The following is a 24,941-nucleotide window of genomic DNA, read 5'->3' as shown; positions in this document are numbered from 1 at the left end:
GGCGCAAAAGCCCTGCGGAAAAAGAGGGAGGAAGCAGTGGCCAAGCGCATACTCGTCGTCGGCGCCGGCATAGGCGGAACGATGACCGCCAACAGCATCGTCGCGAAGCTCTACCCCGAGATCTCGGAAGGCTCGGTCCAAGTGACCATGCTCTCCGATTCGCCCTGGCATTATTACAAGCCGGCTTTCATGTATGTGGCCTTCGACATGTTCTTCGAGGGCGAGCTGCGCCGCAAGCAGAGCTCCCTGCTGCGGCCGGAGATCGAATTCATCGTCGACAAGGTGGAGCGATTCGATTTCGCCGGCTCCAGCGTGACGACGAAGAGCGGCCGCAAAATCGGCTATGACTATATCGTCGTCTCCACCGGATGCCTGCCTGCGCCCGAGCGCATAGCGGGCCTGAAAGAGGCGGGCGATTATTTCTATCAATATGAGCCGGCGCGCCGCCTCGCCGACAAGCTCCGCGGCTTCGAAAAGGGCCGCATCTTCATCACCGTCAATTTTCCGAAGACGCCCAATGTTCCGCATCAATGCGGCATAGCGCCTATCGAGACGACGCTGATGCTCGACGAATATCTGCGCCGCAAAGGCGTGCGCGATCAGGTCGAGATCGTCTACACCTATCCGACCGTCTCGCAGCTTTTGCGTAATTGCCTCTTCCTCCAGCAGGAGGTCTGCGAGGTTCTGCCCTCCGTCTTCGAGAGCAAGGGAATCAAATTCCAGCGCGGCTTCACGCTGGATTCGGTCGATCCCGATCGCAAGGTCGCGCGCTCCGAGGAAGGCCATGAGGAGAATTTCGACCTGCTGATGTGCACGCCGCCGATTCGCGCGGTCGATGCGGTGATCGAAAGCGGCGTCTCGCACGCGCAGAACAATGAAGGATGGTTGCCGACCGACCGCCGCACGCTGCAGATCGAGGGTTTCGCCAACGCCTATGTGATGGGCGACACGGTCGATCTGCCGATCAGCAAGGCCGGCGGCTCCTGTCACAACCAATGCCCGGTCATCGCCAACAATATCGCCGGCGACATCCGCATCGGCCGCACGGTCGACGCCTATGACGGCAAGGTTCAGGCGGTGGCGCAAATGGGTCTCGAGCTCGGAATGCCGCTCTGGTACGATTATGACGAGGACGTTCATCCGACGCCGCCCACAAAGCTGGGCGGGCTTCTCCGCAAGGCTTTCAACCGCGGAATCTATTGGTCTGTCGCGCGCGGCGTGATCTGAAAAAGCGAGGGATGAGCGATGAGCACGACCGAACTCGACATGCATCATGAAAGCGCCTCGCGACCGCTCGACGAGGCGACGCGAAAGGGAATCGCCGATCTTCTCGAAAAAGCCTCGCCGCTGCTTCAGGGCCGGCGCTTTCACAATATCGTCGATCTTCTCTCTCTCGCTTCCGACGCTGTGGACATGGCTGATGACGCCATGATTCAAAAGCTGATGAAAGCCTATGAGGAGTCGATCGGCGCCGCCTGGACGCTCGGCAACGCCGCGCGCTTCGCCGCCAATGAGGCGTCGCGCAAGCCGACGCCTTCTCTGCTCGGCCTGCTGCGTTCGGCGGGCGACGAGGATGTGCGGCGCGGGCTGCATTTCGCGCTGCTGTTCCTCGCCGTGCTCGGGCGCCAGACGCGCGACGAGCCGGCATGACCGACACGGCGCTCGCCACGCTCTATGAGCGGCGCGTGCGCGACTGGGCGCGGCGAGCGCGCGACGATGTCCGCCTCGCCGACGCCGACGTCTCCGTCACGCGGACGAGCCCGATCTGCGGCAGCCGGCTGACGCTCGATCTGCGTTGCGAGAACGGCCGCATCGTCGCTCTCGGCCATCGCGCGCGCGCCTGCACGCTCGGCATGGCCGCGACGGCGATCGTGGCCGCGGGGGCGATCGGCGAAACGCTCACCGATGTCCTCGTGGCCGGCGAAGCGCTGGCGCAGCTTCTGGACGGCGAAGAGGCCGGCGTTCCAGAGGGGTGGCGGGAGCTCGAGATATTCGCAGCCGCGCGCGCCTTCCCGACCCGGCGCGGCTCTATTCTGCTACCCTTCGACGCGCTGGCCGAGGCGCGCGTCCTCCTTACTCGGTGAGCGCCAGCAGAATATCCGCGTACCAGGCGCAGTTGAGCCCCAGCGCCTCATCCTGCTGGTGGTCTCGGCCGACGTCGAGCCGGGCCGAATGGACGCCGAGCAGCGTCCAGGGCAGATCGCCCTGGCCCGCCTCCAGCGCCGGCACGCGGGCCACCACGGGCGCGCCGCTCGCGCCTCTGTGCGTGCGCGCGTCGGTGAGAAAATAGCCCTGGCCCTGAAAGCGCAGGCCGAAGGAGGAGGCGACGACGCCCTGCCGCGCCACCGGCATATGATGCAGCGTGTCGTGAAAGCCTAAGGGAAAGCCGAGAATCAGCAGCGAGGAGCCGACCTCCACCGTGTCGAACTCGCCGCAGAGATGCGCCGGGGTGAAGGCCCGATAGACGGTCGGCTCCGGCAGAGCCTGGCGCTCGATCTCTATGGCCGCCACATCGATCTCGCCGCCGGCGTCGACGCCCTGGCGCCAGACGCTCTTGCCGTCTTCGTAGAGCAGCATCGAGAAGCCTGTCGATTGGGTCATGTTCTCAGCGTCGATATGCAGCTCGATTTCGATTCGGTCGGGGCAATGCCCGGTCGCCGCATCGCTCAGCACATGCCGGCTCGTCACCAGGAAAAGCCGGTCGTCGCGCTCGAAGAAGAAGCCGCTGGCGTTGGTCAGCGGGGCGTCGCCTTGGAACGTGCCTACGCGCGCCGTGGTGAGAAGCAGAGGTTCGATCGTCATCGCCCGGCCTTTCTCCTCCATGGGAGATTCTCCCCTAACGGCGACATGGCTGCAGGGTTCCGCCCCGGCAAGTCGGGGGCCGCTCAGGGGCCGTGATAATCGGGGTCCGGCTTCGCCAGCAGAATGCTGGCGACGATCGGCATGGGATTGCTCAGCAGGCGGAAGCGGCCAAAGCCCGCCTTTTTGGCGAGCTTCTGCAGCTCGGCGAGGGTGCGCGGCTCGCCGCGGCCCATGGCCAGCGTGTAGAATCCGTAATAGGCGTCGAGCGGCTCCGCGCCCTCGACGCCGGACATCGCCTCTATGATCAGCAGCGTCCCGTCGCGCGGCAGCGCGCGGCGCACATTGCGCAGCAGTTCCAGCGCGGAAGCGTCGTCGTGATCATGGACGATGCGAATCAATGTTATCACATCCGCGCCCTTGGGCAGCGGATCGGTGAGGAAGTTTCCCGAGAAGAAGCTCGCGCGCTTGGCCAGCCCCGCTTCCTCGAGCCGGGCGCGGGCGCGCTCCACCACCGCCGGCAGATCGAAGAGCATCAGCTGCAGGCGCGGCGCCCTCGCCGCCGCGGCGATGAGAAAGGCGCCCTCGCCGCCGCCGACGTCGAGAAGCTTCTTGTGCCGGCGGATGGGATAGACGTCGAGCAGCTCCTGCGCCACCAGCGGCTGCGAAGCGGCCATCAGCGCGCTATAGGGCGCGACCTCCTCGGCGGAGAGGGCGGCGGGATTTTCCGCCGCCGAATAGGGCCAATAATCGGCGAGCCGCGGCTCGGCCGATTCGTCGCCGCGCAGCAGGCCGACCGGATCGGCGAGATCGGCGTAGAGCATGGGCTGATGCGCGACGAGCGAGAGCGCCGCCTTGTTGCCGATGAGCGCCGCGCCCAGCTCGCCGAGGCCGAAGCGCCCCTTGCTGCGCCGCTCGACGAGGCCGAGCGAGGCCGCGGCGTCCAGCAGCCGCGCGGCGGCGTCTTGCGAGAGATCGAGCTTTTCGGCGACCTGCTCCACAGCGCGCGGCTGCTCCAGCAGCAGCTCGAGCAGCTTCAGCCGCACGCAGGCGAGCAGCACCTGCGAGTAGACGAAGCCGGCGCAGAGATCGAGCATGGAGCGCGCGCGCTTGCGCGCCGCGGCGCGAGTCAGCGGATGCGCGGCGGCGAGACGCTGAAAGCGCGGGCTCGACACCAGCCGATCCCGCAGCCGCCGCAGCCTGTCCCGAAAGAACTGCCCCATACGCCGCCCCTCCGCCGAGAATCATCCGCTCCTAGCCCAAAAGCGCCGGCTCGGAAACGTCGATTATCCCGGGTCCGGCGTTTGGCCCTTGCGGGACGCTCGCGGGGGCGGCCCGGGAGACCATCGCCGCCATGCGCTTCGACGCTCTCGATCGGCTCAATTTCTTTCTCGCCGATGTGCGCGGCGGGCTCGGGCCTTTCGTCGGGGTTTTCCTCTTCACGCAGGCGCATTGGAGCCAGGCCGAGATCGGCGCCGTGCTCACGGTCAGCGGGCTCGTCGGCATAGCGGCGCATCCGGCGGTCGGCGCCTTCATCGATCGCACGCACGCCAAGCGCGAGCTTCTCGTGGTCGCGAGCTTCGTACTCTGCGCCTGCGGCCTCGCCATCATTCATGCGCCGCACATTCCGGTGGTCGTCGCGGCCGATATCGTCATGGCGACGCTCGGCGCCGTCTTCGCGCCGACAGTGGCGGCGCTCACGCTCGGCCTCTATGGCCGCGAGCGTCTCGCCGAGCGGCTCGGCCGCAACGCCGCCTTCGATCGCGCGGGAAATATTTTCATCGCTGGAATCATTGGCCTCGTCGGCGTGCTGGCGTCGCAGACGGCGCCTTTCTATCTGGCGCCGATCTTCGCTGTGCTCGCGGCGCGGGCGGCCTTTTCCATTCCCGCCGCGGCGATCGATCACGATCGCGCGCGCGGTCTCGAGGATGTCGATCTCGCGCATCCGCCGCAGCCCGGCCGGCTGCGCGATTTGCTGCACTACCGCACGCTGCTCGTCTATGCGGCGGCGGCGGCGCTGTTCAATTTCGCCAATGCGCCGACATTGTCGTTGATCGCGCAGAAGCTCGCCTCGGAAAATCCCGGCCTCGAGAGCGGCGTGACCTCCGCCGCGATCATTCTGGCGCAGCTCTCGACCATCGGCATGGCGCTCATTGTCGAGCGCGCCGATCTCATCGGGCGCAAGCCGCTCATCGTCCTCGCCTTCGTCGCGCTCTTCGCGCGCGATCTCGCCTGCGTCTTCGCGCAGACGCCGCTGCATCTGCTCGCCGCGCAATTGCTGGACGGCGTCGGCGGCGGCCTCTTCGACGCGCTGCTGCCGCTGGTGCTGGCGGATATCATGCGCGGCACGGGGCATTACAGCCTCGCGCGCGGCGGGCTCGGATTCGTGCAGGGCGTGGGCGGCGCGACGAGCCTGTCCGTCGCAGGCTTCATCGTCACATCCGACGGCTATGCGGCGAGCTTTCTGACGCTGGCCGCGGTCGCGCTGGCGGGCCTCGCGCTGGTCCTCGTCGCCATGCCGGAGACGGGACCGAAGCGTTAGCGGCGCCGAAAGCTCAGGCGGCGCCCGGCGCGAAGCCTTCCTCGAGGCCGAGACGCTCGAGCAGAGACTTGCGCGGCTTGCGGCCGCGCTTCTGCGGCGGCTTGCGATTGTAATAGTCGAACAGCACGTCGCGATAGAGCTTGATGACGGCCTTCTCATTGAGGCCGAACAGCATGTCGGCGGCGATGCGCAGCAGCAGATAGACCGTGCATTCGAAGAAGAAGGCGCTTGGATGCGAGAACATGACCGGCAGTGCCGAGGCGATGACGGCGCCATAGAGCGAGGCGATGGCGTAGCGCGGATTCTCGGTCGCCCACAGGAAGAGGCGCAGCAATTCGCGATAGCCGATGTAATTGACGAGCGCGGCGTAGAGTTCCGCGCTGAACGCGCCCTCCTGGAAATCCACGATCGCGCGGGCGAGGGCGATGATCGCGACGAGGGAATAGAAAATCGTGTCGCAGCGGCGAAGGCATAGTTCGCGAATGTCGTCGAGCAATGGGGTCTTCCTCATCTGGGCTCCTCGAGGCGTTGGGGTGGCGCCGTCTAAAAGAGCCGCAAATCCGGCGCCGGCCAGTCCGGCGCCGCCGTGAAATTCAGCTCGCAGCACGCGCATTGCTCCTGTAATACGTAGCACTTCGGAGCGATCTGCGACCTGATGTCGCGGCGGCGCGGCGACTCGTCGCAGCGCGCCGCGCGGCAGGACGGCGCCGAAAAGCGGGGCGCTCCTCGAGGACTCGACGCCATAGCCTCAGGCGCGAAATAAGGTCATATTCACGACAAGCCGACGGCGCGCTCCAACGCGCCGCGATCATCCGAGGGAACGCTCGAAATGACCGACAAGATCTATGCTGTGCCGGAAGCATGGCGGAACGAGGCCCGCATCGACGCCGATAAATATGCGGAGCTCTACCGGCGCTCTGTCGCCGACCCCGACGGCTTTTGGGGCGAGCAGGCGCAGCGCATAGAATGGATCGCCCCTTTCACGCGCGTGAAGGAGGTGAGCTTCGACACGCATAATGTCGCGATCGAATGGTTCGGCGACGGCTCCACCAATGTCGCGATGAACTGCATCGATCGCCATCTCCCGCATCGCGCCGATCAGGTGGCGATCATTTGGGAGGGCGACGATCCTTCGCTCTCGCGTCACATCACCTATCGCGAATTGCACGAGCAGGTGTGCCGCTTCGCCAATGTGCTGAAGGCGCATGGCGTGCGCAAAGGCGATCGCGTGACGATCTATCTGCCGATGATACCGGAGGCCGCTTACGCCATGCTCGCCTGCGCGCGCATCGGCGCCGTGCATTCGGTGGTGTTCGGCGGCTTCTCGCCGGATGCGCTCGCCGGGCGCATAGAGGATGCGCAATCCGATGTCGTCATCACGGCGGACGAGGGCGTGCGCGGCGGCCGCAAATCGCCGCTGAAGGACAATGTCGACGCCGCGCTGGAGAAGGTCTCCGCCAAGACCGTGATCGTCGTCACGCGCACCGGCGCCAAGGTGGATATGAAGCCCGGCCGCGATTTCCGTTACGAGGACGAGGCGAAGAAGGTTCCCGAGGATTGCCCTTACGCCGAGGTGGGCGCCGAGGACCCGCTGTTCATTCTCTACACGTCCGGCTCGACCGGAAAGCCCAAGGGCGTGCTGCACACGACCGGCGGCTATCTCGTCCATGCCGCGCTGACGCATGAGCTCGTCTTCGATTATCGCGAGGGCGACGTCTATTGGTGCACGGCGGATGTCGGCTGGGTGACGGGTCACAGCTATATCGTCTATGGCCCGCTCGCCAATGGCGCGACGACGCTGATGTTCGAAGGCGTGCCGAATTATCCGACCGTCTCGCGCTTCTGGGAAGTGATCGACAAGCACAAGGTCGACATCTTCTACACCGCGCCGACGGCGATCCGCGCGCTGATGGGCGCCGGCGAGGAGCCGGTGAAGAAGACCAGCCGCAAGTCGGTGCGCCTGCTCGGCTCGGTCGGCGAGCCGATCAATCCAGAAGCCTGGGAATGGTATCACCGCGTCGTCGGCGAGGGCCGCTGCCCCATCGTCGACACATGGTGGCAGACGGAGACGGGCGGCATTCTCATTGCGCCGCTGCCGGGCGCGACGGCGCTGAAGCCGGGCTCGGCGAGCAAGCCTTTCTTCGGCGTGCAGCCGGAGATCGTCGACGCCAATGGCAATGTGCTGGAGGGCGCCTGCGAGGGCAATCTCGTCATCGCCGATAGCTGGCCCGGACAGGCGCGCACCGTGTTCGGCGATCACGAGCGCTTCGTGCAGACTTACTTCACCGCCTATCCGGGCAAATATTTCACCGGCGACGGCTGCCGCCGCGACGCCGATGGCTATTATTGGATCACCGGCCGCGTCGACGACGTCATCAATGTCTCCGGCCATCGCCTCGGCACGGCGGAAATCGAGAGCGCGCTCGTCGCGCATGAGAAGGTCGCCGAGGCCGCGGTCGTCGGCTTCCCGCACGCCATCAAGGGACAGGGCATCTACGCCTATGTGACGCTGATGGGCGGCGTCGAGCCCTCGGAGCGTCTGCGCAAGGAGCTGGTCGATTTCGTGCGCAAGGAGATTTCCGCCATCGCCTCGCCGGATGTGATTCAATTCGCGCCCGGCCTGCCGAAGACGCGCTCCGGCAAGATCATGCGGCGCATCTTGCGCAAGATCGCCGAGAATGAATTCGGCGCGCTGGGGGACACCTCGACGCTCGCCGATCCGAGCGTGGTGGATGATCTCATCAAGAACCGGCCGGCGGGGTGACGGGAGAGGGCGCGCGCGGCGGCGAAGCTCGCCGCTCGCGCGCCGGCCTAATCGGCGCTATGTTTTATGAAGCGCCGCCCGTATTCGACGTGAGCTCATGATTTCCAAGGTCTATGACGCCTTCGTCTCGGCCGGAGCGCCGGAGGAGAAGGCGCGTCGCGCCGCCGAAGCCCTGGCGCTCTACAAGAGCCGATTTTCCAAGCTCGAGAAGGACGCGGCCGTCATCGAGTGGATGCTCGGCTTTGTCATCGCCCTCCTTTCCGCCGTGGCGCCGAAGCTTTTCCTGCACTGATCTTTGGGATTCTCACCGCTCGACTTGACAGGCTCTTCCGCCTGCGCCACTCGGCGCCTCTCCAAAGTGCAAGCGAGAGAGGCGAGCAGCGCATGGCGAAGGCATTCGTGTTTCCGGGGCAGGGGTCGCAGGCGGTCGGCATGGGCAAGGCGCTCGGCGAGGCCTTTCCGCAGGCGCGCGCCGTCTATGAGGAAGTGGACGCCGCGCTCGGCGCGCCGCTCTCCAAGATCATGTTCGAAGGCCCGGAAGCCGAGCTGACGCTCACCGCCAACGCCCAGCCGGCGCTGATGGCGGTTTCCCTCGCCGCCATTCGCGTGCTGGAGGCCGAGGCCGGGCTCGACCTCTCCCGCGACGCCAAATTCGTCGCCGGCCATTCGCTGGGCGAATATTCGGCGCTGGCCGCCGCCGGGGCGCTCTCCATAGCGGACACCGCCCGGCTGCTGCGGCTGCGCGGTCAGGCCATGCAGGCCGCGGTTCCGGTCGGGGCGGGCGCGATGGCCGCGCTCATCGGCGTGGAGCTGGACGCCGCGCGCGCGATCGCCGAGGCGGCCGCCGAGGCCGAAGGCGCCGTCTGTCAGGTCGCCAATGACAATGGCGGCGGCCAGATCGTCGTTTCCGGCGCCAAGGCCGCGGTCGAGAAGGCGATTCTCATCGCCAAGGAGCGGGGCGTGAAGCGCGCCGTGCCGCTGCCCGTCTCCGCCCCCTTCCATTGCGCGCTGATGCAGGGCGCCGCCGACGCCATGCGCGAGGCGCTGGCGACGACCACGATTCTCGCGCCCAAGGTCCCCGTCGTCGCCAATGTGACGGCGAGCCCGATCGCATCGCCGGAGGATATCCGCCGGCTGCTGGTGGAGCAGGTGACCGGCACAGTGCGCTGGCGCGAATGCGTCGCCCATATGGCCGGCGCGGGCGTCGATAAATTCGTCGAATGCGGCGCCGGCAAGGTGCTGACCGGCCTGCTGAAGCGAATCGCGTCCGAAGCCAAGGGAATCAATGTCGGCGCGCCGGAAGATCTGGACGCCTATCGCGCCTTCGTTTGACGACAAAAAAGCCCGGCCGCGAGGGCCGGGCTCTTCGTCCCTGGGAGGAGAGGAGACGCTTCAGTATCTCGCCACCACGGGAGCGGGGGTGAAGAGATTGAAGTGATAGTTGATGCCGGCGCGCACAGTGTTGATGCGCGTATGGCGGTTCCAATTGTTGGCGCCCCAGATCGCGACGGGGAACTGCGGGAACAGGACCGGACCCAGCAAGCCCCAATTATTGTTGTTATTGTTGTCGTTGAGCTCGGTGTAGAGATATTCGATCTTGGCGGACCAATTGGGCAGGAAGGCCCATTCGACGCCGCCGCCGGCCGTCCAGCCGCCGCGCACGTCATTGTTATTGTTGTTGCCCCACCAGAAGCCGCCGAACGGATGCTTCACCTCGCCATAGGCGAAGCCGCCCGTGCCGTAGATCAGCAGGCGGGAATCCAGCAGCGCCAGGCCGAGACGGCCGCGCACCGTGCCGAACCACGGAACCTGGGTGCGATCGGTGACGCCCCAGCCGCCCCACCAATTATTGTTGTTGTTGCCGCTGCCGATGCTGGTGCCCTGAATGTCGGTCTCGAGACCGACGACGAAGAGCGGCGAAATCTGATAGTTCCAGCCGATCTGGCCGCCGCCGACAACGCCGCCGCTGGTGTTGTTGCTGTTGTTGTTCCAGCCCCAATTATTGTTGTTGTTGCCGCGATCGAGCCAGCCGCCGCCGAGGTTCAAACCAACATAGGGGCCGGTCCAGGAGAAGGCCGGCGGCGGGACGAAGGCGACGGCCACTTCCTTGCGAGAGGGGAGATCAGCGGCGCTGGCCGATCCGGCGAGCAGAGCCGAAAAGACCGCGAGAAGGGAAATCTTGGTTTTCATTAGATAGCTCCTCAATTCTCTATAAAGCGGCGCAGTACGCCAAACACGCCGTTCGACCCCACCAACGCAAGCATTCGAACCGCTGCGGGCGAAGATTTCGTAAATTCCTGACACTGTAAACGCCGAAAAAGGCTATAGGCGGCCCGAAACAGCATTTCGTTTGTCGGTGTGATAAAAAGGCACCCCTAGGTAATTTGAGATACACTGTTTTTATACTATAGCATCGGCAGACATGCGCTCCGCAAAACTACCTAATGCGACAAAGACGGCAGCCGAGCAGCGACATTGCGCGCCGTGCGCGCGGCGCCCTATAGAGGCGCGTAAGGTTCGCGAAGCCGCGCGAGCACAGCGGCGGCGAGGGGGAGAGACATGTTCGATCTGAGCGGCAAGACGGCGCTGGTCACCGGCGCGAGCGGCGGCATCGGCCGGGACATCGCGCGCGCTCTGCATAAGAGCGGCGCCGTGGTGGCGCTCTCCGGCACGCGCGAGGAGGCGCTCGCGACGCTCGCTTCCGAGCTCGGCGAGCGCGTCCACATCCTCCCTTGCGATCTCTCCGACAAGGCGCAGGCCGAGGCGCTGGTCCCGGCGGCGGAAAAGGCCATGGGCGGGCTCGACATTCTGGTCAACAACGCCGGCATCACCCGCGACATGCTGTTCATGCGCCTCAAGGACGAGGATTGGGACGCGGTGCTGAACGTCAATCTCACCTCGGCCTTCCGCCTGTCGCGGGCGGCGCTGCGCGGCATGATGCGCAAGCGCTTCGGCCGCATCATCGGCATCACCTCGGTCGTCGGCGTCACCGGCAACGCCGGCCAGGGCAATTACGCCGCCGCCAAGGCCGGCATGATCGGCATGACCAAATCGCTGGCGGCCGAGGTCGCCTCGCGCGGCATAACCGTCAATTGCGTGGCGCCCGGCTTTATCGAGAGCCCGATGACCGACGCGCTGAACGAGACGCAGAAACAGACGATTCTGCGCGCCGTGCCGGCCGGACGGCTGGGCACGGGCGCGGATGTCGCCGCCGCCGTCGTCTATCTCTCGAGCGACGAATCGGCCTATGTCACCGGCCAGACACTGCATGTGAACGGCGGCATGGCGATGATCTGAAAGCTCAGGATTTGCCGCGGGGCGCCTCTCGCCACGGCGAATTAATTATGCTACCAGACGCGTCGCTGGCCGGGGGCGACGCCGCAAAGAGCAATTCGGGCCGGCGAAAAAGCCCGCCTCCCGATGGCGACGTTTCCGCGGGTCGCGCGAGCGAAACCGCAGAAATGTGACGTAGTTTACCCCTGAAACGATCGAGCGAGGTCCGAGCCGAACTCTGGATCCGCCAAGTCGGTGTCAGCAGATCGATCGAACGAGGATCAGAGAAGATGAGCGATATCGCCCCGCGCGTTAAGAGTATCGTTGTCGAACATCTCGGCGTCAAAGAAGAAGAGGTGAAGCCGGAGGCGTCTTTCGTCGACGATCTCGGGGCCGATTCTCTCGACACCGTCGAGCTGGTCATGGCATTCGAGGAGGAGTTCGGCGTCGAGATCCCGGACGAAGAGGCCGAGAAGATCAACACGGTCGGCGACGCCATCTCCTATCTGGAAAAAGCCAAAGCGGCTTGAGGCCAATGGCCGACGCGACGCGGATCGTGGAACGATCCGCGGTTCCGCGTTTTCGTCAATGAACTGCAAGGCACAGCTCTCGAGAGATTCCATGCGCAGGGTGGTGGTCACCGGACTCGGCATCGTTTCGCCGTTGGGCTGTGGCGTGGACGTCAATTGGCGGCGGCTCATCGCCGGAGAGCACGGCTTTCGCCGCATCGACACCTTCGAGGCGTCGGATCTCCCATGTCAGATAGCAGGTTTCGTGCCGCGCGGAGACGGTTCCAACGGAACCTTCGATCCCGACGCCTGGTTCGAGCCGAAAGAGCAGCGCAAGGTCGACGACTTCATCATCTATGGAGTCGCCGCGGCCACTCAGGCGCTGGCCGACGCCGGCTGGAAGGCCGACACGGCGGAAAAGCAGAACACGACCGGCGTGCTGATCGGCTCCGGCATCGGCGGCCTCGGCGGCATTTATGAGACCTCCATCACGCTGAAGGAGAAAGGCCCGCGACGCGTGTCGCCTTTCTTCATCTCCGGCCGCATCATCAATCTGGCCTCCGGCTATGTGTCGATCATGCACGGCCTCAAAGGGCCGAATCACGCCGTCGTCACCGCCTGCTCCACCGGCGCGCACGCCATCGGCGACGCGGGCCGGCTGATCGCGCTCGGCGAGGCGGAGGTGATGGTGGCGGGCGGCGCCGAATCGCCGGTCAATCGCATCGGCGTCGCGGGCTTCGCGGCCTGCAAGGCGCTGTCGACCGGCTTCAACGATCGTCCCGAGGCGGGCTCGCGGCCCTATGATCGCGATCGCGACGGCTTCGTGATGGGCGAGGGCGCCGGCTGCGTGGTGCTCGAATCCTATGAGCATGCGGTGGCGCGCGGCGCGCGAATCTACGCCGAGCTGATCGGCTATGGCATGTCCGGCGACGCCTATCACATCACGGCGCCCGCGCCGGACGGAGACGGCGCCTATCGCTGCATGGAGATCGCGCTGAAGCGCGCCGGCCTGCGCGTCTCGGATGTGGATTATGTGAATTCCCACGGCACCTCGACGCCGCTCGGCGACGAGATCGAGCTGCAGGCGGTGCATCGCCTCATCGGCAATGAGGCGCCGAGCCTCTCCATGTCCTCGACCAAATCGGCGATCGGGCATCTGCTCGGCGCGGCTGGAGCCGTGGAGGCGATCTATTCCATATTGGCGCTCACCCATGGCGTCGCGCCGCCCACGCGCAATCTGGACAATCCCTCGGTCGCGACCGAAATAGACCTCGTGCCGCACAAGGCGCGGGAGCGTAAGATCGATATCGTCCTGTCCAATTCCTTCGGTTTCGGCGGCACCAACGCGTCCCTCGTCTTCCGGCGCCCGCAGTAGCGGCGCCGCCGCGCTTTCGCTCGCGGCCGTGGACGAAGGGCGTTCCTGATTTCGCCACAAAGAACGATAGGGTAACGGACGCGCGAGCGCCGCAAAGTCGTCGCAATCCTCCTCGGCGCGCCGCCGCGGAGGCGTTTTGTTCGGTCCGTCGCGTTTTTCTGGTCGGTGTGATCCGAATCACGACACGGCCCGAAACCAAAGAGACGGAGTTTCCCGATGAGCGATGCTCCCAATGATTCGTCCGAGACGCCGAAGGCTGGCCCGTCCGAGGCCCTAGGGCAGGGCGCCGAGGCCGCGGGGCCGGAGCCCGCAGGCGCGCCGTCTCAGAGCCAATCCTCCTCATTCTTCCGCCGCCGCGCCAGCCTGCGCGGCTCCGGCGGCGCGGACGCTCCGCCGCCGCCCCCGCCGCGCCGCAAGCGGGAGGGAACGCTCTCCGCGCTCAGCAGCCTGCTCTCCCTGCTGCTGGTCGTGGCCGTCGCCGGCGTCTTCGGCCTCATCGCCGTGCTGCACAAGCTGCGCGAGCCCGGCCCGCTCGCGGCCGAGAAGATCGTCTATATCGCCCCGCACAGCGACGTTCCCGAGATTCTGGCGCAGCTCGATCGCGACGGCGTCATCGACAATCCCATGCTGATGAACATCGCTCTCCTGATCGAGGGCGTGCGCGGCAAGCTGAAGCCCGGCGAATACGCCTTCAAGCAGAACGCCAGCCTGCGCGAGGTGATGGACGAGCTCATCAACGGCCGGCAAATTCTGCATGGCGTCACCATTCCCGAAGGGCTGACGACCGATCAGATCGTCTCGCGCCTGCGCGAGAGCGACGTGCTCGCCGGAGACATGACGGAGCTGCCCAAGGAGGGCGCGCTGCTGCCGGAGACCTATAAGGTCGCGCGCGGCTACCCGCGCGCCAAGCTGCTGCAGAAGATGCAGGAGGATCAGCGCAAGCTGCTCGATCAGATCTGGGCGCGCCGCAATCCCGACCTTCCCGTCAAGACGCCCTATGAGCTGGTGACGCTCGCCTCCATCGTCGAGAAGGAGACCGGCAAGGCCGATGAGCGGCCGCGCGTCGCCGCCGTCTTCGTCAACCGCCTGCGCAAGGGCATGCGGCTGCAGTCCGACCCCACCATCGTCTATGGCCTCGTCGGCGGACGCGCGACGCTCGGCCGCGGGATTTTGAAGTCCGAGGTCGAGAAGTGGACGCCCTATAACACTTACGCGATCGACGGCCTGCCGCCGGGGCCGATCGCCAATCCGGGCCGCGCGGCGCTGGAGGCGGTCGCCAATCCCTCGCGCACGCAGGAGCTCTATTTCGTCGCCGACGGAACCGGCGGCCATGTCTTCGCGGAGACGCTCGAGCAGCATTCGCGCAATGTCCAGCGCTGGCGCCAGATCGAGAAGGACCGCGCTCAGGGCGTCGATCGTCTCGAGCCCGGCGCCGTCGTCGGGCCGACGCAGCCCGCCCCGCGGGAAAAGCGTGGCGACGCAGCTTTCGGCCGGCTCGTGGCGCTGGCCGATGCGCAGATGGAGCCGGTGACGGCGGCCGATCCGCGCCATGGCGCGCTGAAGCGAATCGGCGCCGCTCTGCCGTCCATCCCGTTCGAATATGCCGGCGACAATGAGGAGAGCCTGCGGCTCACGGCCGAGCGCGCCGCCGTGGCCCTCGTCGCGCCGCCGTTCTTCACCACGCAATTCGCCCAGCGCGCCCAGCCCGAGGCGCGCGCCGCCGTCACGATGATCGCCGCCGCGGCGGATGATTCGCAGGCTGGCGCCGACGAGCTGGCCGAGGACGACGGTCTCGATTCGTCGGCGAGCTATCCGGTTTCCGCCACTCTGCGCGCCGAGCAGCGCGCCCGCGCCGCGCGTCTCGGCTTGGCGGTCGAGGAGCGGCCCGTGGACCGCCCCTTGCCGCTCTCCGCTTCGGCCGACGCCGGCCAGGCGCCGCGCGCCGCCCGCGCGCGCGCCTTCGACGCTTCGGAAGGCACGGCGCTCGATCCGCTGCGGGATCGCGGCTGGGATTTGAACTCCGCCAAGACCGTGCCGGATGTGGCCAAGTTTCGGTGACGAAGCAGCGAGATGGCGAATAGCGAGTAGCGAATAGACTGCCGCTCGCTACTCGCTATTCGCCCCGACCAAGGATCGCAATGTCTCTCGCCAGCATGACCGGCTTCGCCCGCGCTCACGACAGTCTCGGACCGTGGCGCTACGCTTGGGAAATCAAGACCGTCAATTCCAAAGGGCTGGATCTGCGGCTGCGCGTTCCGCCCAATTTCGATGCGGTGGAGGTGAAGGCGCGCGCGCTTATCTCCGGCCGCATCGCGCGCGGCTCCTGCTTCGCCAATCTCACCGCGCGCCGCGACGACGCCGTTGTCGAGACGCGCATCAATCGCCCCGCGCTGGAGCGTCTGCTGAAGGCGCTGGACGATGTGCCGCTGCACGCGTCCTTGCGGCCGGCCTCGCTCGATGGCCTGCTCGCCGTGCGCGGCATTGTCGAGGTCATAGAGCTGGAGGACGATGAGGAGCAGCGCAATGCGCTCGACGCGAAGGTGCTGGCGACATTGACGCAAGCGCTGGAGGCGCTGACCGCCTCGCGCGCGTCCGAAGGCGCGGCCATTGGCGATGTGCTGACGGCGCGTCTGGCGCGCATCGGCGAATTGACCGCGCAGGCGGAGGCGCTGCCCGGCCGCTCGGCCGAGGCAGTGCGCGCGCGGCTCGCCGGCCAGATCGCCGCTCTGCTGGAGACGGGCCATTCCTTCGATGCGCAGCGCCTGCATCAGGAGGCGGTGCTGCTCGCGGTCAAGGCCGACATTCGCGAGGAGCTGGACCGGCTGAAGGCTCATGTCGTGAGCGCCGGCGAGCTGATCGGAAAGGGCGGCCCGATCGGCCGCCGCCTCGATTTTCTCGCCCAGGAATTATCGCGTGAGACCAACACGCTCTGCGCCAAATCCAATGATGGCGCGCTCACCGCGCTCGGCCTCGAGCTCAAGATCGAGGTGGAGCAATGGCGCGAGCAGGTGCAGAACATTGAGTGAGGAGAAAATAGCGAATAGGGAGTAGCGCGAAAGACGCGCTCCTTCGCCACTCGCTATTCGTTGGACCTGAGATGCCCACAACGCCAGACCGCCGCGGAATCGTCCTCATTCTCTCTTCGCCCTCCGGCGCGGGGAAGACGACGCTGACGCGCATGCTGCTGCAGAACCGCGAGCTCGACCTCACCCTCTCGATCTCGGTGACGACGCGCCCGCGTCGTTCCAGCGAGGTCGACGGCATCCATTATTCCTTCATTTCCAAGAGCCGCTTCGAGTCGATGCGCGACAGCGGCGAATTGCTGGAATGGGCGGAGGTGCACGGAAATTATTACGGCACGCCCCGCGCGCCGGTGGAAGAAATTTTGCGCGAAGGCCGCGATGCGCTCTTCGATATCGATTATCAGGGCACGCAGCAGGTGCGCGACAAGATGGCCGCGGACACTGTCACCGTCTTCATTCTGCCGCCGTCGATGAAGGAGTTGCGCGCGCGTCTCGAGCGCCGCGCGGAAGATTCGCGCGAGACGATCGAGCGCCGTCTCGAGAATGCGCGCAATGAGATTCAGCGTTGGAAGCAGTATGATTATGTGCTGGTCAACGACGATCTGCAGCGCACTTTCGACGATCTTCTCGCAATATTGCGCGCCGAGCGCCAGCGCCGGCCGCGTCGCCTGCCGGGCATAGAGGCTTTCGTCGCGCGGCTGTTGAGCGAGTGACGAGCGCATGTCCTATCGCGCATTCGTCCCCTCGATGCGTGTATTGTTTTGTATTTTCTTAGGGATATCCGCGGTTTTGATCTTCGCCTCTTGCGTCGGTTTTGCCAAAGATTTGCTGGATACCGCCGTCGAATATCGCTGGGGGTGCGCTTCGGGAAAAGAAGAAGTGGCCAGCGACGAGAGCGCAATTCGCCATGTGAAGGACGATTATCTTATTCAAGCATTTATGAAAAAACACCCGGGCGCGCTCAATTCAGAGGAATATGCCAGAGGATTGAATATTTCGTATGATCGCTCGAAAGACCATCGCGGCGGATGGTTTATCGAACGCCGATGGGTGGGGTTTGGAAGAGAAATTCTCGACGTCGGCTTTCTATATGGATCGTCCGCTTCGGAGATTGAAATAGAGTGCACCATGACACGGTGCGGTCCGAGTCCTCGATGTCGCTCTATTGCGAATTGACTCCAACGGAGCCGCCGCCGCTGCGATCGGATCGGCTCGGGAGAGCGTGTCCGAGCCATTTCGAGCTTCACAGCGACTTGCTCTCACAAAATTCGCCCGCGCGGTGAGAGGGTGGGAAATTTCGACTTGCTCGGCGCGTCGCCGACAGTCAATCATCTGCAGTCAGTCCGATAATGCGAGGGATTTCGGTTTCGCCATGACATCCGCAAAGCTCTTCGTCCCGATCATCGCGGCGCTGTGCCTCGCCGCCTGCAATTCCGCGCAGCCCGTCGCGGTCGCGCAGGCGCCGGCGGTCGCGACTCGCAACACGACGCCCGCTGGCTTCGAGCTTCCCGACGGATCCGGCTGCTCCGGCGCCATCCGCCGCTATCGCGCGATCATGGACAATGATCTCGCCATGGGTCACGTGACTCAGGGCGTCTATGCGACGATCCAGAACGAGATCGCCGCCGCCGCCTCGGCCTGCGCGGCGGGTCGCGACGCTCAGGCCGTCGCTCTGGTGCATGCGAGCAAGGCGCGTCACGGCTATCCCGGCTGAGTCGCGACATTTCGTCCGAATCGTATCGCCAGCCGGTCACATTGGAAGCAATCTCAACTCGCGCCGTTGTGGCGAGCGGAGCCTTTAACTACCTTCATATTCAAGCTGTAGCGCATTCATGAGCGGGCGTCGTGACGCCCGCCGCGCGCATGGCGGTGGGCCGGTTCTTGCTTCGCTTCACGCGGGGCGTGGGCGAAGGCGTCGAAACGATTCATCGAAAGGCGTGAAATGAAATCCTCCCGTATTCTTCTCGTCGCCGCCGCTCTCGCGGCGGGCGTCGGCGCCGCCGTCGCGGCCGACGAGACCTCTCTCGAAATCTCCATCAAGGATCATCGCTTCTCGACTGCCGAGCTGCATGCGCCCGCCGACAAGCCGATCACCATCGTCGTGAAGAATCTCGACTCGACGCCCGAGGAATTCGAGAGCAAGGCGCTCAAGATCGAGAAGGTCGTGGCCGGCAAGGCCGAGATCACCGTGCGCGTGCGCCCGCTGAAGCCCGGCCGCTATCATTTCGTCGGCGAATATCACGAGGATACGGCCAAGGGCGAGCTCGTCGTCGAGTAAGGATCACACCATGCTGGGCGCACTCATCATCGTCTTTCGCGAGGTCATAGAGGCGGGTCTCGTCATCGGCATCGTGCTCGCCGTCACACGCGGCGCGCGCGGCTCGCGAGCCTATGTCTTCGGCGGCGTGGCGGCGGGCGCGCTCGGCGCCGGCGTCGTCGCGCTGTTCGCCGATGCGCTGTCGCAGGCCGTCGCCGGCCGTGGGCAGGAGCTGTTCAACGCCGGCGTCCTCGCGGTGGCGGTGGTGATGCTCGCCACGCATAATATTTGGATGGCGCGCCACGGCCGCGAGCTGGCGAGCGAGCTGGCGGCGGCCGGCCGCGCCGCGGTCTCGGGCGAGAAATCCTTTCTCGCTCTCGCGGTGGTCGTCGCGGTGGCCGTGCTGCGCGAGGGTTCGGAGGTGGCGCTGTTCCTCTACGGAATTCTCGCCTCGGGCGAGACGGCGTCCGATCTTTTCGCCGGCGGCGTGGCGGGCCTCGTGCTCGGCGCGGGCGTCAGCGCGCTCACCTATTTCGGCCTCGTCACCATTCCGGCGCGGCATTTGTTCGCCGTGACGACGGCGATGATCACTCTGCTGGCGGCGGGCCTCGCGGCGCAATGCGCCGGCTTTCTGCAACAGGCCTGGATCATCACCGCCCTGTCGCAGACCGTGTGGGACACATCCGGCGTGCTGCCGGATTCCAGCCTCTTCGGCCGTGTGCTGCATACGCTGATCGGCTATGTCGACCAGCCGACGGCGTTGCAGCTCGTCGCCTATGTGGCGACGCTGGCGGGCATTATCATCGCCACGCGGCTCGCCTCTCCGCGGCCCGCCGCCACCAATGTCCACGCCGCGGCGGAGTGATTATCCCGGTTTTTGCCGCACGGGGCATGAAGCGAGCCTGAAGGCTCGCGGTCCAGGGAGTGCTTTGGACCGCGAGCCTTCAGGCTCGCTTCCGATTTGTCTCTATTCCGCCGCGTCCTGCTCCTGCGCGTCGCGCGCGAGACGCTCGGCCTTCAGCAATTCCGCGACGAGGAAGGCCACCTCTATCGCCTGCTCGGCGTTGAGGCGCGGATCGCAGGTGGTGTCGTAGCGCACGCCCAGCTCCTGCTCGGAAATATCGCGCGCGCCGCCCATGCATTCGGTGACATTCTGTCCCGTCATCTCGAGGTGAATGCCGCCGGCATAGGTGCCTTCGGCGCGGTGAACCTCGAAGAAATTGCGGATTTCCGCCATTACGCGATCGAAAGGCCGGGTCTTGCGGCCGCCGGCGCTGATCGTGTTGCCATGCATCGGGTCGCAGCACCACACGACATTGCGCCCCTCGCGGGCGACGGCGCGCAGGATCGGCGGCAGCGCCTCGGCGGCCTTGTCGGAGCCGAAGCGGCAGATGAGCGTCAGCCGCCCCGGCTCGTTCTGCGGATCGAGTCTGTCGATGAGGCGCAGCAGCGCGTCCGGCTTCAGGCTCGGCCCGCATTTGAGGCCGATGGGGTTCTGCACGCCGCGCAGATATTCGATATGGGCGCCGTCCTCCTGGCGCGTGCGGTCGCCGATCCAGAGAAAATGGCCCGAGGTGGCGAAATAGCCGCCCTCGAGCGAATCGACGCGGGTCAGCGCCTGCTCATAGCCGAGCAGCAGCGCCTCGTGAGAGGTGTAGAAATCCGTCTGGCGCAGCTCTGGATGATGCTCGGGATCGAGGCCGATGGCGCGCATGAAGCCCAAGGTCTCGCTGATATGGTCGGCGAGCTGCGAATAGCGGTCCGACAGCGGGCTGTTGCGCACGAAGCCCAGCATCCAGCGATGCGCATTGACGAGATTGGCGTAGCCGCCCGTCGCGAAGGCGCGGATGAGGTTGAGCGTCGCCGCCGATTGCCGATAGGCCATCAGCTGGCGCTGCGGATCGGGCGTGCGGGCGGCGGCGGTGAATTCGATGTCGTTGATGATGTCGCCGCGATAGCTCGGCAGCTCCAGCGCGCCCTGCTTCTCGGTGGGGGCGGAGCGCGGCTTGGCGAATTGGCCGGCGATGCGGCCGACCTTCACCACAGGCGAGGCCGCCGCATAGGTCAGCACCACCGCCATTTGCAGGAAGACGCGGAAGAAATCGCGGATATTGTCGGCCGAATGCTCGCTGAAGCTCTCGGCGCAATCGCCGCCCTGCAGCAGAAAGGCGCGGCCGCCCGCGACCTCGGCGAGCGAGCGCTTGAGGCTGCGCGCCTCGCCGGCGAAGACGAGGGGCGGAAATCCGGCGAGCTGCCGCTCGACATCGGCGAGCGCCGCCTGATCCTGATAGATCGGCGTCTGCTCGATCGGTCTCGCTCTCCAGCTTCCGGGCGTCCAATTCTCCACTGGCCTGGCTCCTGCTCGCCGCTCCCCCGCGCGGCCCAGCTATACAGGAGCCGGCCCGCAGAGGCGAGCTTTTGCCGGCGCGCCGCGAGCGTCGCCTTATCCCATCGGCCACGCTCTGCGGTCTTTCCGCAAGGTGACGCGGCGCGCCGCTTTCCCTAGCCTCGACGACGCCCTTTTCGTACAGAGCGCTGTTTTCATGCCTGTCTTTTTGTCGGATTTCGTTCACGCCGCCCGTTGGCTCGCCGCTCTCGCCGTTCTGCTCGCTCACGCCAATGTGCTCATCTCGCTGAGCGACATGATGGTCGCGCCGCATGGGCCGCTGGTCTATCTCTGGTGGTTCGTCACCGCCTTCTCGCATCAGGCGGTGACGGTCTTCTTTGTTCTGTCGGGCTTTCTCGTCGGCGGCCGCGTCTTCGCGGCCATGGAGCGGCGCACGCCCTTCCTGCGCGCCTATTTCATCGATCGCTTCGCCCGCATCTATCTGGTGCTGGTCCCGGCGCTGGCGCTGACCTTCGCTCTCGACGCGCTCGGCCGCGAGTTCTTCGCCGGCGCGGGCGTCTATGAGCTTCCCGGCCTCGAGGGCGCCTATGAGCCCTCGCGCATTCTCTCGACGCTGGCCATGCAGCAGAACATCTGGGCCGGTCAGGCCGGCACCGACGGGCCGCTGTGGTCGCTGGCCTGCGAGTTCTGGTACTATATTTTGTTCCCTCTGCTGCTGCTTCCCTGGGCGCGCGCCTATTCGGAGCCCGCGCGTCTTGTCGGCTGCGCCCTCGGCGCGCTGCTGCTGCTCCTTCTCTCGATTCCCTCCTCGCGCGCGCCCTTCGGCTTCGCGCTATGGGCCATGGGCGCGCTGGCGGCCCGCGCGCCGCGTCCGCTGCTCTCTGGCAAATATCTGTCGCTGGGGATCTGTCTCGCGGCGCTCGTCGTCGGCCGCCTCGCCGCGCGCGGGCCGCTCTTCGAGGCGAATCCGGCTCTGCACGACATCGCCGACGCGCTCACCGCGGCGACGCTCGCCAATCTGCTGACGACGCTGCGCTTTTCGGAAAGCGGCTTTACGCTGCGAGATTCGGCGCTGCATCGCCGGCTCGCGGATTTCTCCTTCTCGCTCTACGCCACGCATATGCCGATCGTTTTCTTCTTCTGGGCGGGAGCCGGCCATATTTTCGGCGCGGACTGGCACAAGCTTCTGCCGACGCCGACGCATTGGCTCGTCACCGCGGCGCTGCTCCTCGTCGCCGTCGCGACGGCCTTCGGCTTCTCGCGTCTGACCGAGGCGCATACGCCGACGGTGCGGCGGCTTCTGCACGCGGCCGTCGCCGCGCTGGACCGGCGCGCGCGGCTCGGCGAGCGCGCCTGCTGGGTTGGCCAAGGTCGAGCCGAGGGGCTATAACTCGGCCCTGTCCTGCTTTTTTCATTTGGGGCGATCCGCTCGCGCCAAAGCCTTCGGAGACACATGCCGGTCCTTTTGTCGCAATTCATCGAGGCATGTCGTTGGGTGGGCGCGCTGCTCGTGCTCGCCGTCCACTCCACCAATATGTTCGTCAATCTCGCCGACATAATGAGCGCGCCCCATGCGGCGAGCGTCTACGCTTGGTGGTTCTTCGTCAGCTTCGAGCTCGGACATCAGGCCGTCGTCGGCTTCTTCGCCATCTCGGGCTATCTCGTCGGCGGCGCGGTGCTGGCGCAATTGCGCAAGGACAAGCCCTTCCTGCGCGATTATCTCATCCATCGCTTCGCGCGCATCTATATCGTCCTCGCGCCGGCGCTGCTCGTCACCGCCGCGGTGGATGGGATCGGCCGCGGCTGGCTCGGCGACAGCGGCGTCTATGACTGGCCGGTGTTCAAGGACCATTATCGCGCCGATCTCTTCCTCGGCTCGCTGGCCAATCTCGCGGCGATCTATTGCGATTTCTTCGGCACCAATGGGCCGCTCTGGTCGCTGGCCTGCGAGTTCTGGTATTACATCTCCTTCCCGCTGCTGCTGCTGCCCTTCGCCCGCGCCTATTCGCTGCGGACGCGCGCCATCGGCTTCGCGCTCGGCCTCGCCATTCTGGTGGTCATGTCGATCCCGTCCGGCGGCTGGTTTCGTTTCGGCTATCTGCTCTGGGGCCTCGGCGCGCTGGCGACGCTGGCGCGGCGCCCGCTGGTCCAGTCGCGCTGGATCGCGCTCGCGCTCTATGTCGCGGCCGTCATCCCCATTCGCCTATTGGTGCGCGGCCCCAATCTCGAGGCGTATCCCTATCTCGCCGACGCCGCCGATCTTCTCGGCGCCGTTCTCTTCCTCAATCTCGTGGCGACGCTGCGCTTCGGGCCGCAGCAGGGCTGGGCGCTGTTCCAGCCGCAGCTGCATCGGCGGCTCGCGGATTTCTCCTTCTCGCTGTACAGCGTCCATATGCCCGTGCTGATTTTGGCGCGCGCCCTGGCCGATCGGCATTTCGGCGCGCTATGGGCGCGCGAGCTGGCGACGCCCGTCCATTGGCTGGTGATGGCGGCGGTGATGACGGCGGCGGTCGTCTTCGGCTTTCTCTTCTCGCGCGTCACCGAGGCGCACACCAATTCCGCTCGGCGCGGGCTGCGCAAAGCCTTCGAGGCGGCGGAGGAGCGGCGGCGTCGGCGCCTCCCGCAGCCGCTCGAGGAGCTGGAGCGCGCGCCGCAAAAAGCCGACGCCTGAGGCTGAAGGTCATCCGTGCCGCCCTCTGTCGACGAAACGTCGCATCCTTCCTCTAATGGCGAGGACCCGAGGCGGGCCGCCGATGGCGCGCGCCCGCGGGGACGCATGAAAATGAAGACGATGCCGCCGGCCGGCGCGATCGCGGGCGATTCGCCCTTTCTCTGGGTCATGCGCTTCGATGCGGAGGGCGCGGCGACGCTCGTCGCCGACCATGATTCCGCGCAGCTCGATGCGGCCGCCGACGGCTATTTCTGGGTCCATCTCAATGTCGCCGATCTTCGCTATCGCGACTGGGTCGCCGGCCGCCGGCAAATGCCGGCGGAGGCCCGCGCGCTGCTCATCGATCAGGACAGCCATCAGCGGCTCGACGCCGACGAGCAGGCGCTATGGGGCGTGCTCGCCGATTACGGCCGCGATCTCGAGCGGGAGGAGGACGTGCTGCGGCCGCTGCGCGTCGTCGTCACCGAGCGCTGCATCGTCACCGCCCGCCGCTACGCGGTCGAATCGACGGCCGCCATTCGGCAAGCGGCGCTGGAGGGCCAGCGGCTGCAAACGCCGCTCGATCTCTTCGAGGCGCTGGTGACGCGCAGCCTCGTCGCCATGGACATCGGGCTCGAGAAGCTTCTCGCCAAATTCAACAAGATCGAAGATCGCGTGCTCGACGACGAGGCCCATGACGATCGGCGCGATCTCGGCGCGCTGCGCCGCCAGACGATCCGCCTGCGCCGCGAACTCGCCGACGGCCAGCGCGTTTTTTCCCGCACGGCCTTCTCGCCGCGCGTCACGCCGCCGACCCATGAGGCGCTGCGCCGGCTGACGCAGCGTTTCGATTCGCTGCAGCAGGAGCTGCAGGCGGTGGAGGAGCGCGCGCGGCTGCTGCAGGACGAGATCGTCTCCAATCTCACGGCGGAGACCAATCGCCAGCTCTATGTGCTGACCATTCTCGGCACTTTGCTGATGCCCCCGACCTTGGTCACGGGCCTCTTCGGCATGAACACGAAGAATCTGTTCTTCGCCGACAATGAGCAGGGCACGCTCTATGCGACGGCGATCTGCGTCGCCTCGGCCGCGGCGGCCTTTCTCGCGCTGACGTGGATCAAGCGCCGCGAGGGCTAGCGGAACGCGGGCCGGCTCGCCGCGCGCGGCGGCACGGCGACCGTCCTGGCCGGGCTTGTCCCGCCCATCCACGCCAAGCAGCTGAGCATCCGAAGGAAAGCGCCCGCTATCGACGGATTTCGTTCCATGGCGGGCGCCGCCGGAGCTTCGGCGTCGCGCCAATTCCGAGACGCCTCGGCGCGCTGGCGTGGATGGCCGGGACAAGCCCGGCCAGGACGTCTCGGGGACGCGGAGGATGTGCGCATTCGAGGGAGAGGGCCGGCGG

Annotated in this window: 25 protein-coding genes; 20 read left to right on the top strand and 5 right to left on the bottom strand. The window is 66.1% G+C overall.

Translation table 11 applies throughout. The features are described 5' to 3' along the window. The first annotated feature begins 36 nt into the window (after nucleotides 1-36). The 3 genes from METLW4_RS0116365 to METLW4_RS25115 are packed head-to-tail and all read left to right on the top strand — an operon-like array spanning nucleotide 37 to nucleotide 2,084. Nucleotides 37-1,227, top strand: coding sequence for an NAD(P)/FAD-dependent oxidoreductase (locus tag METLW4_RS0116365; protein WP_018267314.1), 1,191 nt, complete (start codon nucleotides 37-39; stop codon nucleotides 1,225-1,227). Between the two features lie 18 nt (nucleotides 1,228-1,245). After that, nucleotides 1,246-1,650: a DUF1641 domain-containing protein gene (locus tag METLW4_RS0116360; RefSeq protein WP_018267313.1), complete on the top strand. Its 405-nt coding sequence runs from the start codon at nucleotides 1,246-1,248 to the stop codon at nucleotides 1,648-1,650. Beyond that, the gene (locus METLW4_RS25115; protein ID WP_018267312.1) at nucleotides 1,647-2,084 is read left to right on the top strand and encodes an iron-sulfur cluster assembly scaffold protein; all 438 of its coding nucleotides are present in this window, start codon (nucleotides 1,647-1,649) and stop codon (nucleotides 2,082-2,084) included. Before METLW4_RS0116360 ends, METLW4_RS25115 begins: the two co-directional genes overlap by 4 nt. Here METLW4_RS25115 and METLW4_RS0116350 read toward each other — a convergent pair. Then, complete coding sequence (locus METLW4_RS0116350) at nucleotides 2,074-2,802, bottom strand: S1 family peptidase (protein WP_043332902.1); 729 nt, start codon at nucleotides 2,800-2,802, stop codon at nucleotides 2,074-2,076. The two genes, METLW4_RS25115 and METLW4_RS0116350, sit on opposite strands and share 11 nt — an antisense overlap. Nucleotides 2,803-2,885: 83 nt before the next feature. After that, entirely contained in the window at nucleotides 2,886-4,022 is a 1,137-nt protein-coding gene (locus METLW4_RS0116345; protein WP_018267310.1) for a methyltransferase, read from the bottom strand. A gap of 131 nt (nucleotides 4,023-4,153) precedes the next feature. On the opposite strand from METLW4_RS0116345, the gene METLW4_RS25110 reads away from it, so the two are divergent. Next, nucleotides 4,154-5,341: an MFS transporter gene (locus METLW4_RS25110; RefSeq protein ID WP_018267308.1), complete on the top strand. Its 1,188-nt coding sequence runs from the start codon at nucleotides 4,154-4,156 to the stop codon at nucleotides 5,339-5,341. Between the two features lie 13 nt (nucleotides 5,342-5,354). Here the strand turns inward: METLW4_RS25110 and METLW4_RS0116330 are convergent, their stop codons facing one another. After that, a complete protein-coding gene (locus METLW4_RS0116330) occupies nucleotides 5,355-5,852 on the bottom strand; it encodes a hypothetical protein (protein ID WP_157235190.1) in 498 nt (165 codons plus the stop codon). Nucleotides 5,853-6,170: 318 nt separating this feature from the next. On the opposite strand from METLW4_RS0116330, the gene acs reads away from it, so the two are divergent. The 3 genes from acs (at nucleotide 6,171) to fabD (ending at nucleotide 9,437) form a co-directional block, all read left to right on the top strand. Next, entirely contained in the window at nucleotides 6,171-8,105 is a 1,935-nt protein-coding gene (acs, locus tag METLW4_RS0116320; RefSeq protein WP_018267305.1) for an acetate--CoA ligase, read from the top strand. 97 nt (nucleotides 8,106-8,202) lie between these two features. Next, nucleotides 8,203-8,397, top strand: coding sequence for a hypothetical protein (locus tag METLW4_RS0116315; protein ID WP_018267304.1), 195 nt, complete (start codon nucleotides 8,203-8,205; stop codon nucleotides 8,395-8,397). A 92-nt stretch (nucleotides 8,398-8,489) separates the two neighbouring features. Further along, a complete protein-coding gene (gene fabD / locus METLW4_RS0116310; RefSeq protein WP_018267303.1) occupies nucleotides 8,490-9,437 on the top strand; it encodes an ACP S-malonyltransferase in 948 nt (315 codons plus the stop codon). A 60-nt stretch (nucleotides 9,438-9,497) separates the two neighbouring features. Here the strand turns inward: fabD and METLW4_RS0116305 are convergent, their stop codons facing one another. Beyond that, nucleotides 9,498-10,295 carry an outer membrane protein gene (locus METLW4_RS0116305; RefSeq protein ID WP_018267302.1) on the bottom strand — a complete coding sequence of 266 codons (798 nt, stop codon included), beginning with the start codon at nucleotides 10,293-10,295 and terminating at the stop codon, nucleotides 9,498-9,500. A gap of 369 nt (nucleotides 10,296-10,664) precedes the next feature. On the opposite strand from METLW4_RS0116305, the gene fabG reads away from it, so the two are divergent. From fabG to METLW4_RS0116255, 10 genes are all read left to right on the top strand, one after another. Next, complete coding sequence (gene fabG / locus METLW4_RS0116300) at nucleotides 10,665-11,402, top strand: 3-oxoacyl-[acyl-carrier-protein] reductase (protein ID WP_018267301.1); 738 nt, start codon at nucleotides 10,665-10,667, stop codon at nucleotides 11,400-11,402. A gap of 266 nt (nucleotides 11,403-11,668) precedes the next feature. Next, entirely contained in the window at nucleotides 11,669-11,908 is a 240-nt protein-coding gene (locus tag METLW4_RS0116295; protein WP_018267300.1) for an acyl carrier protein, read from the top strand. 91 nt (nucleotides 11,909-11,999) lie between these two features. Beyond that, nucleotides 12,000-13,262 (top strand): beta-ketoacyl-ACP synthase II, encoded by a 1,263-nt coding sequence (gene fabF / locus METLW4_RS0116290; RefSeq protein ID WP_026191559.1) that lies wholly within the window; start codon nucleotides 12,000-12,002, stop codon nucleotides 13,260-13,262. Nucleotides 13,263-13,478: 216 nt separating this feature from the next. Continuing rightward, a complete protein-coding gene (gene mltG, locus METLW4_RS0116285; protein WP_018267298.1) occupies nucleotides 13,479-15,320 on the top strand; it encodes an endolytic transglycosylase MltG in 1,842 nt (613 codons plus the stop codon). A gap of 80 nt (nucleotides 15,321-15,400) precedes the next feature. Then, nucleotides 15,401-16,288, top strand: a complete 888-nt coding sequence (locus METLW4_RS0116280) for a YicC/YloC family endoribonuclease (RefSeq protein WP_018267297.1) — start codon at nucleotides 15,401-15,403, stop codon at nucleotides 16,286-16,288. A gap of 71 nt (nucleotides 16,289-16,359) precedes the next feature. Further along, nucleotides 16,360-16,998 carry a guanylate kinase gene (gene gmk / locus METLW4_RS0116275; RefSeq protein ID WP_018267296.1) on the top strand — a complete coding sequence of 213 codons (639 nt, stop codon included), beginning with the start codon at nucleotides 16,360-16,362 and terminating at the stop codon, nucleotides 16,996-16,998. A 7-nt stretch (nucleotides 16,999-17,005) separates the two neighbouring features. Further along, nucleotides 17,006-17,461 carry a hypothetical protein gene (locus METLW4_RS27860; RefSeq protein WP_157235188.1) on the top strand — a complete coding sequence of 152 codons (456 nt, stop codon included), beginning with the start codon at nucleotides 17,006-17,008 and terminating at the stop codon, nucleotides 17,459-17,461. Nucleotides 17,462-17,657: 196 nt separating this feature from the next. Then, nucleotides 17,658-17,999: a hypothetical protein gene (locus METLW4_RS0116270; protein WP_018267295.1), complete on the top strand. Its 342-nt coding sequence runs from the start codon at nucleotides 17,658-17,660 to the stop codon at nucleotides 17,997-17,999. Nucleotides 18,000-18,227: 228 nt separating this feature from the next. Continuing rightward, the gene (locus METLW4_RS0116260; protein WP_018267293.1) at nucleotides 18,228-18,563 is read left to right on the top strand and encodes a cupredoxin domain-containing protein; all 336 of its coding nucleotides are present in this window, start codon (nucleotides 18,228-18,230) and stop codon (nucleotides 18,561-18,563) included. 10 nt (nucleotides 18,564-18,573) lie between these two features. Continuing rightward, nucleotides 18,574-19,407: an FTR1 family iron permease gene (locus tag METLW4_RS0116255; protein ID WP_018267292.1), complete on the top strand. Its 834-nt coding sequence runs from the start codon at nucleotides 18,574-18,576 to the stop codon at nucleotides 19,405-19,407. Nucleotides 19,408-19,509: 102 nt separating this feature from the next. Here METLW4_RS0116255 and METLW4_RS0116250 read toward each other — a convergent pair whose 3' ends face one another. Then, the gene (locus METLW4_RS0116250; protein WP_018267291.1) at nucleotides 19,510-20,889 is read right to left on the bottom strand and encodes a class II 3-deoxy-7-phosphoheptulonate synthase; all 1,380 of its coding nucleotides are present in this window, start codon (nucleotides 20,887-20,889) and stop codon (nucleotides 19,510-19,512) included. Between the two features lie 196 nt (nucleotides 20,890-21,085). Here METLW4_RS0116250 and METLW4_RS25105 point away from each other — a divergent pair, with 196 nt between their 5' ends. The 3 genes from METLW4_RS25105 (at nucleotide 21,086) to METLW4_RS0116235 (ending at nucleotide 24,676) form a co-directional block, all read left to right on the top strand. Continuing rightward, complete coding sequence (locus tag METLW4_RS25105) at nucleotides 21,086-22,279, top strand: acyltransferase family protein (RefSeq protein WP_018267290.1); 1,194 nt, start codon at nucleotides 21,086-21,088, stop codon at nucleotides 22,277-22,279. Nucleotides 22,280-22,342: 63 nt separating this feature from the next. Further along, nucleotides 22,343-23,560, top strand: a complete 1,218-nt coding sequence (locus tag METLW4_RS0116240) for an acyltransferase family protein (RefSeq protein ID WP_018267289.1) — start codon at nucleotides 22,343-22,345, stop codon at nucleotides 23,558-23,560. Between the two features lie 111 nt (nucleotides 23,561-23,671). Continuing rightward, nucleotides 23,672-24,676 (top strand): CorA family divalent cation transporter, encoded by a 1,005-nt coding sequence (locus METLW4_RS0116235; RefSeq protein WP_157235186.1) that lies wholly within the window; start codon nucleotides 23,672-23,674, stop codon nucleotides 24,674-24,676. The last annotated feature ends 265 nt before the right edge of the window (nucleotides 24,677-24,941 follow it).

This window comes from Methylosinus sp. LW4, from assembly GCF_000379125.1.
Classification (GTDB): Bacteria; Pseudomonadota; Alphaproteobacteria; order Rhizobiales; family Beijerinckiaceae; genus Methylosinus.
Note: the sequence above shows the minus strand (reverse complement) of the source record. Positions and strands in the feature narration are given on the sequence as shown.